General features: G+C 74.2%; 14 protein-coding genes. 5 read left to right on the plus strand and 9 right to left on the minus strand.

All coding sequences use genetic code 11. The annotated features are described in order from the left end of the window. Positions 1–182: 182 nt before the first annotated feature. Positions 183–647 carry a calmodulin-binding protein gene (locus tag GXW83_RS16280; RefSeq protein WP_182443778.1) on the plus strand — a complete coding sequence of 155 codons (465 nt, stop codon included), beginning with the start codon at positions 183–185 and terminating at the stop codon, positions 645–647. 60 nt (positions 648–707) lie between these two features. Here the strand turns inward: GXW83_RS16280 and GXW83_RS16285 are convergent, their stop codons facing one another. From GXW83_RS16285 to GXW83_RS16320, 8 genes are all read right to left on the minus strand, one after another. Further along, a complete protein-coding gene (locus GXW83_RS16285) occupies positions 708–1,943 on the minus strand; it encodes a phosphodiester glycosidase family protein (protein ID WP_182443779.1) in 1,236 nt (411 codons plus the stop codon). 126 nt (positions 1,944–2,069) lie between these two features. Next, entirely contained in the window at positions 2,070–2,699 is a 630-nt protein-coding gene (locus GXW83_RS16290; RefSeq protein ID WP_182443780.1) for an ATP/GTP-binding protein, read from the minus strand. Beyond that, entirely contained in the window at positions 2,653–2,997 is a 345-nt protein-coding gene (locus tag GXW83_RS16295) for a DUF742 domain-containing protein (RefSeq protein WP_182443781.1), read from the minus strand. The genes GXW83_RS16290 and GXW83_RS16295 overlap by 47 nt, the downstream gene beginning before the upstream one ends. Continuing rightward, entirely contained in the window at positions 2,997–3,437 is a 441-nt protein-coding gene (locus GXW83_RS16300) for a roadblock/LC7 domain-containing protein (RefSeq protein ID WP_182443782.1), read from the minus strand. The genes GXW83_RS16295 and GXW83_RS16300 overlap by 1 nt, the downstream gene beginning before the upstream one ends. Beyond that, positions 3,434–5,023 (minus strand): sensor histidine kinase KdpD, encoded by a 1,590-nt coding sequence (locus GXW83_RS16305; RefSeq protein WP_182443783.1) that lies wholly within the window; start codon positions 5,021–5,023, stop codon positions 3,434–3,436. The genes GXW83_RS16300 and GXW83_RS16305 overlap by 4 nt, the downstream gene beginning before the upstream one ends. Before the next feature lie 220 nt (positions 5,024–5,243). After that, entirely contained in the window at positions 5,244–6,626 is a 1,383-nt protein-coding gene (locus GXW83_RS16310; protein ID WP_225447030.1) for a glutamine synthetase family protein, read from the minus strand. A 1-nt stretch (position 6,627) separates the two neighbouring features. Continuing rightward, a complete protein-coding gene (locus GXW83_RS16315) occupies positions 6,628–8,136 on the minus strand; it encodes an amino acid permease (protein ID WP_182443785.1) in 1,509 nt (502 codons plus the stop codon). Positions 8,137–8,246: 110 nt separating this feature from the next. Beyond that, positions 8,247–9,272, minus strand: a complete 1,026-nt coding sequence (locus GXW83_RS16320) for a hypothetical protein (RefSeq protein ID WP_182443786.1) — start codon at positions 9,270–9,272, stop codon at positions 8,247–8,249. Positions 9,273–9,764: 492 nt separating this feature from the next. Between GXW83_RS16320 and GXW83_RS16325 the strand changes: the two genes are divergently transcribed. Both GXW83_RS16325 and GXW83_RS16330 read left to right on the plus strand, forming a co-directional pair. Then, positions 9,765–10,424: an NADPH-dependent F420 reductase gene (locus GXW83_RS16325; RefSeq protein ID WP_182443787.1), complete on the plus strand. Its 660-nt coding sequence runs from the start codon at positions 9,765–9,767 to the stop codon at positions 10,422–10,424. A 164-nt stretch (positions 10,425–10,588) separates the two neighbouring features. Then, positions 10,589–11,644, plus strand: coding sequence for a phosphatidylinositol-specific phospholipase C domain-containing protein (locus GXW83_RS16330; protein WP_182443788.1), 1,056 nt, complete (start codon positions 10,589–10,591; stop codon positions 11,642–11,644). Here GXW83_RS16330 and GXW83_RS16335 read toward each other — a convergent pair. After that, positions 11,619–12,335, minus strand: coding sequence for a GntR family transcriptional regulator (locus GXW83_RS16335; RefSeq protein WP_225447031.1), 717 nt, complete (start codon positions 12,333–12,335; stop codon positions 11,619–11,621). The genes GXW83_RS16330 and GXW83_RS16335 overlap by 26 nt on opposite strands. Positions 12,336–12,553: 218 nt before the next feature. Here GXW83_RS16335 and GXW83_RS16340 point away from each other — a divergent pair, with 218 nt between their 5' ends. Together GXW83_RS16340 and GXW83_RS16345 are read left to right on the plus strand one after the other, a co-directional pair. Continuing rightward, the gene (locus GXW83_RS16340) at positions 12,554–13,189 is read left to right on the plus strand and encodes a Pr6Pr family membrane protein (protein ID WP_182443789.1); all 636 of its coding nucleotides are present in this window, start codon (positions 12,554–12,556) and stop codon (positions 13,187–13,189) included. Between the two features lie 87 nt (positions 13,190–13,276). Further along, complete coding sequence (locus GXW83_RS16345) at positions 13,277–14,146, plus strand: ATP-grasp domain-containing protein (RefSeq protein WP_182443790.1); 870 nt, start codon at positions 13,277–13,279, stop codon at positions 14,144–14,146. Positions 14,147–14,151 lie beyond the last annotated feature (5 nt).

A 14,151-nucleotide genomic window follows, 5' to 3' on the forward strand; every position in this document is an offset into this window, starting at 1 on the left:
TGGAGCGCCGCGTCCCACGGGCCGGGGGGTGGGCTGCCGCGCTCCGCGCCCGATCCATGCGGCAGTGCTCTCGCTGTCAACGAACTGACGGGTGGAAAGTTGCGAACACGCAGCGTGGAGAATCGACTACATTCCGTCATGAACGGCCGCAGCGGCGGCCGCCAGTCACAGGAGTTGTCCCCATGCGACGCATGTTCACCCGGATCTGCAGCCTCGCGGCTGTGGCCATGCTTCCCGTCTCCCTGGCCCAGCCCGCCCAGGCCGAGCGTCCTGTAGCCCCGGTGGCCCGGGCTGCGGCGGTCGCCCCCGCCTACTTCGAGATGACCGACATCACGCGTCACGTCTTCGTGGTCAAGCTGACCCAGGAGGACGACATCAGGCACGCCCGCGAGCTGGTGCGCGGCGAGACCAGCGACGAGCCGCACCTGATCGGGCGGATCATCAAGCGCCGCGCCGAGTACAACGGCCGCTGGGACTTCCAGCTCGACCCGGAGACGGTGAGTTTCTACAACTACGCCATCGAGGTCTGCGACGCGACCATCCCCTACGTCAACGACCACCTGGACGAGGCCGGCGGCCCGTTCCTGCCCGGCCTCTACTGGTGCCCGTGGACCTCGCGGCTGATCAAGGAGGTCCCGGCGCCGTAGTGCCGCCGGACACCTCCGGGGCGGTCGCGGCCCGCGCGGCCCGCGACCGCCCCGCAGCGGTCACCCGCGTGCGTACACCGCGACGAAGTCCCGGCTGGACTCGTCGTAGTAGCGGGTGGGGTCGCGGACGAAGTTCACCAGGTTGTGCGGGACCGGGTCGTGCGGGTCGCGGCTGCCGTCGTAGGAGATGAACGAGGGCCAGCTGAGGTTGATGTCCAGCATCATCGCGTTCACCGCCCCGGCCCGTTGCAGCACCGTGGCCAGGGTCTCCACGGACAGCAGCCGGCCGCCCACGTAGATGACGTCGCCGTTGCGATCGACGCCGACCCCGGAGCGCGGCACGTAGGAGTTGCCCCCGTCGGTCAGCCCCCACACGTCCACGCCGCCGTCCTGGACGGCCTCGGTGACCGCTCCGCCGGAGACCAGCGGCACCAGGCACTGCCGCACGCCGACCACGTCCGGGGCCATGGCGACGTCCCGGTTCCAGGCCCCGACGGTCAGCGAGCCGTCCCGGTGGAACACCTCCGAGGCCGCGCCGTCGACCAGCGGCGCGCCGTAGCGGCCGTCCAGGTAGAAGCCGCCGTGCGAGTCGCCGTTGGAGAGCTTGAAGCCGCCGTTGTAGGCGGCGACCAGGCCGGTGCGACGTCCCGGTGCCAGCGTCGCCGGGACCGGCCAGTCGCCGCCCGGCTCCGAGACGCCCGGGTGCAGTTCGAAGCGCAGCGCCGTGCGGTGCATCCACACCACCCCGACCGGGAAGTCGCTGTCGGAGTCGTCCGGGCGCATGGTCGCGCTCTGCAGCACCGGCTGCCCCTTGACCGTGACCAGCGGGGTGAAGACGCCCTCCCCGGGCAGCGCCGGGGAGACCAGCGGACGCACCGGCCGGTGCAGCGGGATCACCGCGGCCGCCGCCCGGGCCGCCGCCGAACGGGCGAGCCGGGCCGCGTGGTCCGGGTGGTCCTCCCGGCGCAGCTCCGCGTAGCCGTCCGGCGAGCACTCCGCCGAGGGGGCGCTGTGGGCGCGGGCACGGCCGTCGACCAGGTCGGCGACCACCACCAGGTGGTGGCAGCGGCCCCAGCGGGCGAGCTTGGCCGTGGCCCCCTGCCTGCCGGGCGCGGCCAGCGCGGCGTGGATGCAGTAGACGGCCAGCGCCAGCCCCACGATCGGGACGGTCAGCGCCGACCACAGCAGCGCCCCGCGCCGACGGCGGCCCCCGGGGGCCGGAACCGGGTGGCTCGGAGGCGGGCCCTCCCCGGACAGCTCAGGCGAATCGCACGCGTCCTGCCTGTTCAATGCCATCAGTTCCCTCTCGACCGGGCGCACCGCACCCCCACGCCGTACCCAGTGCGGCGGCCGGTGCCACGGGGGTTCGCCCGCTCGGCCTACCGCCGGGCGGGCGAACCCCGCCGACCGGAGGGCGGCCGGTCAGGGCGTGCCGGGTCTGTGGGACAGCGGGTCGTTCTCCTCGCTGCGGGCGATCAGCTGGTCCAGCAGCGCCACCAGCACGGTGCGGGCCGACTCCCGGACCCGGGCGTCGACCATCAGCACCTCGGTGTACGGGTCCTTCAGCACCAGGGCCTTGCTGATCTGCTCGTGGTCGTAGGTCTGGGCCCCGTCGAAGCAGTTCACGGCGACGACGAAGGGCGTGCCGCGCTCCTCGAAGAAGTCGATCGCGGGAAAGCTGCTGACCAGGTCGCGCGGATCGACCAGGACGATCGCGCCGATGGTGCCCCGCAGCAGGTCGTCCCACATGAACCAGAAGCGCTCCTGGCCCGGGGTGCCGAACAGCAGCAGCGTGGCCACGCCGGGCAGGGTGATCCGGCCGAAGTCCATGGCCACGGTGGTGGTCGTCTTGCCGGCGACGGTGATGGCGTCCACCGCCATGCCCGCCTCGGTCAGGCGTTCCTCGGTGCGCAGCGGAGCGATCTCGCTGACCGCGCCGACCAGGGTGGTCTTGCCGACCCCGAAGCCGCCGGCGATGAGGACCTTGGCCTGCGGGGGCGGTGGATCAGAGGGCCTGGAGGCCGTGTTTGATGCGGCGGAGGAGAGTGACATCGGCTGCCTGGTTCTCGGTCATGGGTGGTTGGTGGTGGACCAGGCCGCGCGCGGCCAGTTCGGTGAGCATCCCGATCACGGTCGTCAGCGGCAGGCCGAGGCGCGCGGCGACCTCGGCCACGGCCCGGGAGTCCTGGCACAGGTCCATGGCGCCCTGCCATTCGCGGGGCAGGCCGCCGACCTGCTCGACCGGGACGGCGGCGGTGACGAACGAGTGCATGGCGAAGGGCGACTGGGGGAGGGCGCCTGCCGGGGTCAGCGCGAACAGGCGCGTACGGCGTGCGGATTGGTCGGGCATCAGCGGGCCGGGAGGTCCGGACGCGACCGGGTACCCATCTGCTCGGCGTAGGCGCGCGCCGTGCGGGTGATCTCCATCATCGCCAGGCCGATCGGGGTGGTGGAGTCCAGCGCCACGCACAGCGTGCTGTTGCGCCCGCAGGAGGTGACGACGATGCTGCGCTGCCGCATGCTGACCACGGTGTGCAGCACCGGGCCGCCGCCGACGCCGTTGGAGAGGTGGTCGGCGAGGCTGGCCATGCCGGAGCAGGCGGCGGTGATCCGCTGGGCGTCGTCCAGTTCGACGCCGAACGCGGCCTTGGGGATGCCGTCGTTGGACAGCAGCACCAGGCCGCGTACGCCGGGGACGGCCGCCAGCGCGTTGCGCAGCATGTCGTAGGTGCCGGCGTCGGCCGGGTCGGTGTCCTGGACGGAGTTGGCGAGCGTGGTCAGGTCGGTCACGGGGAGTCCTCTTGCTGGTCGGCGATGGGGTAGTGGGCGAAGAGAGCGGCGAGCTCCTCCGGGGTCCGCTCGTCGTCGCCGTAGCCGGTCGACGAGTCCGCCGGGCGCGCGGGGCGCTGTTGCAGCGGCGCGGCGATGTGCGCGCCGGGGATCCGCTGCGGCAGGCCGTCCTCGGTCCGCTCCAGGTGCGCCGCGTGGACGACGGCCAGGGTGGGTCTGGCCCGGGCCGCGCCGCGCCCCGCCGGCTCCGGCCGGGGCCCGGCGGCAGCGGTGGCGGCGGCCGGGCCTGCGGCTGTGGGCGGGGCCGGGGTTGCGGCCGGGGGTTCCGCCGGGGCCTGCGGCGGGAGCGGCACCGGCGCCTGCCGGGCGTCCGCGCCGAGCGGGTCGCGGGGGGCGTCCGGGGTGCGTTCCCGGGCCGTGCCGTCGACCAGCAGCCGCGCGGGGACGTGCACGACCGCTGACACGCCGTCGAACGCGGACGGGCGCAGCCGGGCGGACAGGTCCAGCTGCGCCGCGAGCCGACCCACCACGAACAGTCCGAGCTGCTGGAACTCGGCCAGCTCGGCGTAGAGCGGGGCGACCTGGAGCCGGCGGTTGAGCTGCTCCAGGACGGGGGCGGTCAGGCCGTGGCCGCGGTCCTCGATCTCGAAGGCGATGCCGCCCGCGGTCGCCGAGGACCGCAGCACCACGGTGAGCTGCGGCGGCGAGAAGGCCAGCGCGTTCTCGATCAGCTCGGCCAGCAGGTGGGTCAGCGCACCGGCCGCCTCCGGCGCGACGTAGCCCTGTGCGCCGAAGTCGACGCGTACCCGCTCGCGCTGGGAGACCTCGCCGATGGCGTCCAGGATCAGGTTGCCGACCGGGACGGGTTCGGTGTGCGGATCGGGAATGGCGCCGCCGGTGAGCAGCAGCAGGTTCTCCAGCTGCCGCCGCAGGCGCACGGTGACCTGGTCCAGCCGGGACAGCTCCTGTCGGCTGGCGGTGTCCAGGCCGGGGCGGCGCTGGAGTTCGTCCATACCGGCGAGCACCGTCCCGGCGGCGACCAGGGCGCGGGCGGCGGTGGCGGTGGCGAACCGGGTGAAGCCGTCGCGCTCCAGGTAGACGGTCTGGGCGGAGTCGCTGGCGAGCCGGGACAGCCGGGCCATGGCGTCGTTGATGACGCCGAACTCGTCGCGGTGCCCGCTGAGCCGGGGCAGCGTGCCGACATCGGCCTGTTCGCCCGCCTGCAGCCGGCGCACCAGGTCGGGGATCTGGTGCTGGGCGACGGAGAGCGCGGTCTTCTGGGCGTGCTCGGCCCGGCGGACGATGGTCCGGCTGGTCGCCAGGCTGATGGTGAGCACGGCGGCCACCACCGCGGCCCCGGCCCCGGCCAGGGCGTAGGCGTCCCGGTGCAGCAGCGCGGCGGCTCCCGCCACCTGGAGGTCGCCGGAGCGGAAGGCGTCGGCCTGGGTCAGCATGACGGCGGTGCAGGTGGCGACCAGCGCCGCGCAGGCGAGCGTGACCACGGCCGCGACCAGGCGCAGCAGGGTGCGGAGCGGCAGCGGACCGGCGTTGGCCGGCTGGGCGGTCGCTGGGGTGAAGGGCGGCATCGGACCTCGCGGAGCAGACGGTCGGAGCGGGGACGGAGCAGGGGGCGGAGCAGGCGGAGCGGGGACGGTCGGAGCGGGCCCGGTGCGGGCGGCGGCCGGTCGGCCGGGCCCGCGCCGGGCCGACAGCGGGCCGCCGTGGTGCGGTGGCGGTGCGGTGCGGTGCGTCGGCATGGCGTCGGTGGTGCGGGCCCGGTGGCAGAGGTGCGGCCCGGGCGGTTCGCTACGCCTGGGCGAAGCCTCTGCGCCGCTCGACGTCGGTGACCTGGGCGCGCTGGACGTCCAGCTCGATCCGGGCCGCCTGGGCGTAGTGCGCGGCCACCTCGGCGCCCAGCAGCCGGGCGGCCAGGGCGCTGTCCTGGAAGGCGGCCAGGGCCTCGTGCAGGGTGCGCGGCACCAGGGCGGCCTCGCCGTGCCGGTAGGCGTCGCCCGCCACCGGTTTGGGCGGCTGCCGGTCGCCCTCCAGGCCGTGCCGGACGGCGGCCAGCACGGCGGCCAGCGCCAGGTACGGGTTGGCGTCCGCGCCCGGGAGCCGGATCTCCAGGTGCAGCCCCGCGCCGTGGCCGACCACGCGGACCGCGCAGCCGCGGTTGTCGCGGCCCCAGCCGAAGCGGGTGGGCGCGAACGAGTGGTCCTGGTAGCGCTTGTAGGAGTTGGTGGTGGGGGCGTACAGCGGGACGAGCTGCGGCAGCGCCTCCAGCAGCCCGGCGACGGCCCGGCGCCCGACCCCGGACAGCTCCTCGCCGTCACCGGCGTCGGCCAGCACGGCCTGCTCGCCCGGCTCTCCCGGTTCGCCCCGCCACAGCGACAGGTGCAGGTGCAGGCCGTTGCCGACGCCGTCGGCGGGCGCGGCCATGAAGGTGGCGGCCAACCCGCAGCGCTCGGCGACGGCCCGGGTGGCGTGCTTGAACAGCAGGTGCCCGTCGCAGGCGGCGAGCGCGTCGCCGTAGGGGAAGGTCACCTCCACCTGGCCCGGGGCGCCCTCGGTCTTGACCGCCTCCACCGGCAGCCCGGCGCCGGCCAGCGCCGTCCGCAGCCGGCGGGAGAACCGCGACAGCACCCGCGGCTGGTCCAGCGCGTAGTCGCGGTTGTCCCAGGCCACCGGGGTCAGCCCGGTGAAGCCCCGGGCCGCGGCCTCGCCCAGCGGGCCGTGGTAGAGGGTGAACTCGGTCTCCACACCGGCCTTGACCCGCAGGCCGTGCTCGGCCAGGGCGTCCAGCTGGCGGCGCAGCATGGTGCGCGGGGAGACGGCCAGCGGCTGTCCGCCCGGGCCCAGGGCGTCGGCCAGCACCAGGGCGGTGCGCGGCAGCCAGGGCAGCAGCCGTGCGGTCGCGGCGACCGGCTCCAGCGGCAGGTCGCCGTAGCCGCCGTCCCAGGAGGTCAGCGCGAAGCCGTCGACCGGGCGCATCTCCACGTCGGTGGCGAAGACGTAGGCGCACACCTCGGCCGCCCCGCCCCCGGCGATGCGGTCCAGGTAGACGGAGGCGTCGTACTCCTTGCCCTTGAGCCGCCCCTGGCCGTCGGCGACGGCGAGCAGCACCGTGTCGATCCGGCCGGAGGCGACCTGCTGGCGCAGGTGGTCGGGGGTGAGCAGACCGGACGTCACCTCAGACCACATCGCTTTCCAGCTCGGCCATCTCCGGGCTGGCGTGCACCGGGGTGGCGTAGGAGCGCCGGGCCCGCCACCACCACACGGTGGCCAGCGCCAGCACCACGGCCAGCGCGACCGGCGCGTAGTTGAAGGTGGTGGCGTTGACCGGCTTGGTCTGCGGCAGGCAGAACAGCACCGTCACCACGGCGACCCAGACCACCGCGACCACGCCGATCGGAGTGGACCAGCGGCCCAGGTTCCACGGGCCGGGGGTGAAGCTGCGCCCGGCGCGCAGCCGCAGCAGGATCGGGATGGCGTAGGCGGGGGTGATGCCGATGACGTTGATGGCGGTCACCGCGCCGTAGGCGGCCGGGGAGTACAGCGAGGGCAGGGCGAGCACCAGGGCGGCGACCACCGCAAGGCCGACCGCGCGGGTCGGGGTGCCGTTGCGGCTGGAGACCCGGACCCACAGGGCCGAGCCGGGCATGGCGCCGTCGCGGGAGAAGGCGAACACCATCCGCGAGGCGGCGGCCGTCCCGGCGTTGCCGCAGAACAGCTGGGCCAGGATCACCACGAGCAGCAGCAGTTTGGCGCCGGTGGCGCCCAGGGCGTCCAGGAAGATCTGCGCCGGGGGCACGCCGGTGGCGCTGCCGACCGTACCGGAGTAGTTCTGGATGGCGTACGTCAGGCCGAACAGCAGCACGAAGCCGGCCAGCCAGGAGACCCAGATGGAGCGGACGATGCCCTTGGCGGCCGACACCGACGCCTGGGTGGTCTCCTCGGAGAGGTGCGCGGAGGCGTCGTAGCCGCTGAAGGTGTACTGCGCCAGCAGCAGGCCGATCGCGCCGACGTACAGCGGGCTGGACCAGCCGGTGTTGTTCACGTAGTGGCCGAAGACGAAGCCCAGGGACTGGTGGTGCGAGGGCGCGACGACCAGCACCACGACGATCAGGGCCACGCCGCCCAGGTGCCACCACACCGAGATGGAGTTGAGCAGCGACACCACCCGCACGCCGAACATGTTCAGCGCGCCGTGCAGCGCCAGGATGGCCACGTAGATCCAGAGCGTGGAGCCGGGGGTCGGGGTGAAGTTCCACTGGAGGTGCAGCAGTGCCCCGGTGAACTGGGCCGCGCCGTAGTCGATCCCGGCGATCGCCCCGAGCAGCCCGAGCAGGTTGAGCCAGCCGGTGTACCAGCCCCAGCGCGGTCCGCCGAGTTTGTCGGCCATGTAGAACAGCGCGCCGGAGGTGGGGTACGCGGAGGTGACCTCGGCCAGCGAGAGGCCGACGAACAGCACGGCCAGTCCGACGGCCAGCCAGCCCCACATCATCACCGCGGGGCCGCCGGTGTTCAGCCCGAACCCGTACAGCGTCATGCACCCGGAGAGCACCGAGATGACGCTGAAGGAGATGGCGAAGTTCCCGAACGAGCTCATCCTGCGCACCAGTTGGGGCCGGTAGCCCAACTGGCGCAACAGCGCGCTGTCGTCGGTCGGCGGGGCCGGTGGCGTGGTCGTCTGCGACATGGGGGACATGGGGGCCTTCGTGTGGTGGGGCAACGGGGGGAGGGGTGCTGCCTGCGGTGCGGTGGGTCAGCCGGGGATCGGCCGTGGATCGGCCTTGGGTCGGCCGGAGTTCAGCCGGGGGAGTGGCCGCGCACCGGGTGGGCGCCGGAGTTGCGGCACTGGCTGCGGGCCCAGGCGAACTCGCGCTCGGCGGCGGCCGGGTCGTCCGCCACATGGGCCCAGGGCGCAGTGGTGGCGTACGGGCCGATCGCGTCGAACACCCGCCCGGCGTCGCCCAGTCTGCCTCCGGCCCACAGCCCGTGGGCGAGGTGGTTGAGGTCCAGCGGGGTACGGGCGGCGTCGGCGGGCTGGTCGAACCAGAGGGCCAGGGCGCGGTCGACGTCCAGGGCGATGTGGTCCCGGGTCCACTGACGGCGGGTCAGCGGGTCCAACTGGTCGCGGTCGCGCTGGAGCCGGTACTGCTCCACGTAGGCGTAGAGCGGCAGCACCATCAGCGCGGACCCGGCCGGCGCCCAGGAGACGGTGGCCCGGACGAAGTCGATGGCGTCCCCGTGCGAGCCGGCCGCGCGGGTGAGCCAGAACTTCAGCATCCGGTGGAACGCCTCCCGGTTGAAGGGGTCGCGCTGGTGCGCCTCGCCCAGCAGGCCCCACGGCCCGGGCGGCAGCATCTGCTCCGGGGCGGGCTGCCGGTGCTCGGGGAGCTGCTGCCGCTCGTCCACCTGGGCCAGCGCCAGCAGGCACACCCACGGCACCGGGTCCGCCGGGTGCAGCCGCCCGGCCCGCAGGCAGGCCTCCCGCGCGGCCCGGGCGAGGGCGGGGGCGTCGGTGCGGCCCTGGCGGTGCGCCTGCAGGACGCGTTCCACGGCGACCCGGGCCTGCATCAGCGGGACGTCGGCGCCGTCGGGCTCCTCGGCCTGCCACACCTGGAGGATGTCCGAGCGGGCGGCGGCGGTGGCCAGGACCTGGCTGCGTGCGGTGCGCAGCCCCCAGTCGTCGCCGGTGGCGGCCAGCAGGTTGCGCATGGACATCCAGCGTCCGGTCCGCAGGTCCTCCAGCGCCGCGCGCAGGGCCGTGTCGCGCCCGGCCGGGTGGTACACCAGCCGGGAGTCGTCCCGGCCGCCGTCCTGCGGGCTCATCGGCGCCCACCGCCCGCGGGGGCTCCGCCGGCGCGGGATAACGCCGGGCGCGCTGGGGGCGCCGCTCGCCGGCAGCCCTGGGCGGGCGCCTGTGCGGTGGCATCGGGGATCGACGTCACGGGAGTTCCAAGGGATCGAAGGTGGTGGCGGGGCGCGGACCGGTGACCCGTCATGGACGCAGCGGCATCAGGCGCAGGCGGGCCCGGTGGGCAGGTACATGGCGATCCTTCGACTCATCGCGGGCAGGACAAGGAGCGCCGAGCGCGGGAACGGGTGTTCCGGGGGTGAACACACCGATCATGCGTGACGCTGTGTTACATCCAAGTACGCAGCGAAATGTCACGTCAAGGGAATCCAGGAGATTTCTTGATTCAGTCATGCCATTTCATCGGACCGGAACACTACCCGCCGGTTCCCTGTGGCCGGAATACCCGCCGGAATCCGTGGGTTGGCCCAGCTGACTGCCCATCCGAACCGGAGGACTGACGCATCATGAAGATCGGGATTATCGGAGCCGGGAACATCGGCGGCAACCTGGCCCGCCGGTTCACCGCCGTCGGCCACGAGGTGTCCATCGCCAACAGTCGGGGGCCGGAGACCCTGGCCGACATCGCCGCGGAGACCGGCGCCACCGCCGTCCCGGTGGAGCAGGTGGCGCGCGGCGCGCAGGTGGTCGTGGTCTCCGTGCCGCTGAAGAACGTCCCCGACCTGCCCGCCGGGCTGCTGGACGGGGTCGCGCCCGGGTTCGCGGTCCTGGAGACCGGCAACTACTACCCGCAGCAGCGGGACGGGCGCATCGCCGAGATCGAGGACGGCCTGACCGAGAGCCGCTGGACCGCGCAGCACCTCGGCCACACCGTGGTCAAGGCGTTCAACGGCACCTACGCTGCCCACCTGGTGGAGAAGCCGCTGCCCGCGGGCGCGCCGGGCCGGTTGGCGGTGCCGGTGGCCGGGGACGACGAGGACGCCAAGCGGGTGATCCGCGCGCTGATCGACGAGATCGGCTTCGACACCGTCGACGCCGGCGGGCTGGACGAGTCCTGGCGGCAGCAGCCCGGCACCCCGGTCTACGGCCTGGTCGGCGACGTGGACGCGGTCACCAAGGCGCTGGCCGAGGCCAGCCCCGAGCGGCCCGCCGACCACCGGGCCTGACGGCCCCTCCCCGCGCGGCTCCGCGCCCGGGCCGGACGCCCCGGGTGCGGAGCCGCGCGTTGCCGTATCCGATCCGTTCGACGGATGGTCATGTCCTTGTCATTGCAGGGGTATAGCGTCAGGCTGCGCGCAGCCTGCTTCCCGCCCGTGACCCCGGAGGCTCCATGTCCGTCCCCATCCGCCCCGCCCGCGTCCTGGCCGCTGTCGCCGCGGCCCTCGCCTGCCTGCTGCCCCTCGCCACCGCCGCCCCGGCCTCCGCCGACGACACCGGCGGCCTGTCGCTGGCGGCGGGCACGTCCGTGGGCATCCACAACACCTACGCCGACACCAGCCAGTTCCCCTTCCTCGCCGACGCGCTGGACACCGGCGCCTCGCTGATCGAGCTGGACACCTGGGTGGACCCGTTCACCCACGAGTGGAAGGTCAGCCACTCCAGCCCGCTGGGCAACCAGAACAACTGCGTCGACGCCTCCACCCCGGCCCAGCTCTACACCGGCGGCGCCAACAAGGATCTGGGCAGCTGCCTGGACGACATCCGGGTCTGGCTGGCCGCCCACCCGGGCCACCCGCCGATCATGGTGAAGCTGGAGATGAAGGCCGGCTTCGACGCCACCGACGGCCTCGGTCCGGCGCAGCTGGACGCGCTGGTCCAGGCACACCTGGGCGCGGACGTGTTCCGCCCCGCCGACCTGCTCGGCGGCTACCCCTCGCTGGACGCCGCCGCCCGGGCCGACAACTGGCCCTCGCGCGCCGCGCTGGCCGGAAAGGTGATCCTGGAGGCCATCCCGGGCACCTTCGAGCAGGCCAACCCCTTCGACCACCTGTGGACGGACACGGAGTACGCCCAGTACCTCTCCGGGCTGCAGGCCGCCGGCAACCTCGGCCAGGCGCAGATCTTCCCCTCGGTGCTCGGCGCGGCCTCCGGCGACCCGCGCACCCGCTACAGCGACGCCTCGCTGCGGCAGTGGTTCGTGGTCTTCGACGGGGACGCCAGCGCCTACGTGGACGGCGGCATCGACACCTCCTGGTACGACACCAACCACTACCTGCTGGTCATGACCGACGCCGAGAACGTCACCCCGGCGCTGTCCGACACCGCTCCCAGCCAGGCCGACGCGGCCGCCCGGGTCGCCGAACTGGCCGCCGACCACGCCTCGTTCGTCTCCTGCGACTGGACCGGCCTGCCCTCGGTGCTCAGCGAGCAGCTGCCCCGGGGCTGACCGGGGCGGCATCGACCGCCGCCAGCAGCCGGTGGAAGTCGCCCTGGCCGTTGCGGCGGTGGGCCGACAGCAGGGCCAGCGCCGAGGCGGCCTCCCCGGCCTCGAAGGCGTCCACGATCGCGCCGTGCTCGCGCAGGATCTCCTCCGCGCGGGCACGGTCGCCCCCGGCGGCGGTGCGCCGGTAGGCCAGTGCGCGGTGCGGCTCCAGGGCGTCCCACAGCTGGCGCACGAAGCGCAGCAGCCACTCGTTGTCGCAGCGGTCCAGCAGGGCGAAGTGGAACCGCCGGTTGGCGGTGATCCCCGCGTGCGCGTCGCCCGCCTCGGTGGCGGCGCACTGCTCCTCCAGTGCCGCCCGCATGGCGGCCAGGTCCTCCGGGCGCAGCCGGGCGGCGGCGGCGGTCTCGGCCTCGGCCTCCAGCAGCTCCCGCACCCGGAAGATGCCGTCCACGCTCTCGGGGTGCAGTTGGGCCACGGTGTAGCCGCGCTGCGCCTGGTAGACCACCATGCCCTCGCTGGCCAGGGTCTTCAGCGCCTCGCGGACCGGGATCACGCTCAGCCCCAGCTGCTCCGCGGCGGCGCTCTGCCGGATCTGCGAGCCGGGCGGCAGATCGCCCCGGACGATGGCGTCGCGCAGCTCGACCAGGGCGACGGCCTCGGCGGTGCGGGGCAGGGAGGTTCGTTTGAGGGCCACAGCGACACTCTACCCGCGATCAGGGCGGAAGTAGATGTTATACATTACAATATGACCCGCGCACCCGGGTGCCCGGCGATCGTCCACGCCCGGGCCGCCGGAACCCGCGCCGCCGCCCCTGACCTGGGCACGAGCCCGGCCCCGCGACCCGCCTGAGCAGGCGTCCCGCCGGTTACTCGGCGGTAGCGCGCGGGGTCGGCAGTCTGTACCTTGCTCCCATGGCACGTAACCCCAAGGCTGTGGGCGCAGTACGGATCGCGCTCGGGCTGCTCGCCCTGGTGGCGCTGGCGGTCGGACTCGACCGCGACGTCCACGTCCACGACGGCGGCAACTTCCTGTTCTACTTCACGAACCTGTCGAACCTCTTCGGCGCCTTCGTGTTCCTCACCGGCGGCGCGGCCCTGCTGCGCGGACGCCCCGGGCTGCCCGCGCTGGTGCGCGGCGCGTCCGTGCTCTACCTGGTCATCACCGGCCTGGTGTTCTGGACGCTGCTGTCCGACACCATCACGCCGGAGACCATCGTCTGGCAGAACGACGTCGTGCACGGGGTGATGCCGGTCGCGTTCCTGCTCGACTGGCTGCTGGTGCCGCCGACCGTCCGGCTCGCTCTCGGCCGGGCCGCGTACTGGCTGGTCTTCCCGCTGGTCTACCTCGGCGTGTCACTGGTCCGGGGCCCGATGGTGGGCTGGTACCCGTACGACTTCCTCGACCCGCGCGAACCCGGGGGATACGCGCACGTCACCACCTGGTCCCTGATCGTCACCGCGGTCTTCGTGGTCTTCATGCTGCTGCTGGTCGCCGCGGGCAACCGGCTGCGCCCCGGCGTCCGCGCCGCCGCCGCCGACCAGGCCTGACCGGCCCCCGCGGGGCCGCCCGCCGTGCCCGCCGGGGCACCGGGAAAATGCCGCGCGGCCGTGGCCGGGCGCCCCTACCGTGGTGCGGTGGCCACCTCCCTGCTGCTCTGCGGCGACCCCCTGCGCTCCACCCGCTGCGACCCGTACCTCGCCGGGCAGGCCGCCGCCGCCCGGGCCCTGGGGGCCGTGGTGGCGCTGCTCGACCATGACGCCCTGCTCGCCGGGGACGCCGCCGGGGCGGTCCGCCGGGTGCCGCGCGACCTGGGCCCGCTGTGGTACCGGGGCTGGATGATCCCCTCCGCCCGCTACCGCGAGCTGGCCGAGGCGCTCGCCGCGCGCGGCGCCCGGCTGTGCACGACCGCCGAGCAGTACCGCACCGCCCACGAACTGCCCGGCTGGTACGCCGCCTTCGCCGGGGCGACCCCGGCCGGCAGCTGGCTGGCCTGCGAGCCGTTCCGGGCCCCCGCGCCGGAGGCCCTGGCCCGGGCCGCCGCCGCGCTCCCGGCCGGGCCCGGGATCGTCAAGGACTACGTGAAGTCCCGCAAGCACGACTGGGACGACGCCTGCTACCTGCCGGATCTGGCCGACACCGCGGCCGTGCACGCCGTGGTCTCCCGCTTCGTGGAGTTGCAGGAGGAGTGGCTGGCGGGCGGCGTGGTGCTGCGCGCCTTCGAGCCGCTGCGGCGCGACCTCGGGGAGGCCCGGGTGTGGTGGCTGGACGGCCGCCCGCTGCTGACCACGGCCCACCCCGACACCCCCGCGCTGCGGCCCGAACCCGAACTGGACGGCGTCCAACCGCTGGTGGCCGCGCTGGGCTGCCGGTTCGTCAGCACCGACCTGGCCCGGCACGCCGACGGCAGGTGGCGGGTGGTCGAGGTCGGCGACGGGCAGGTCAGTGAACTGCCCCAGGGGCTGGATCCGGGCGTGCTGCTGGGGCCGCTGCTGGGCGCCGGCTGACCGGA

The organism is Streptacidiphilus sp. PB12-B1b (genome assembly GCF_014084125.1).
GTDB lineage: Bacteria > Actinomycetota > Actinomycetes > Streptomycetales > Streptomycetaceae > Streptacidiphilus.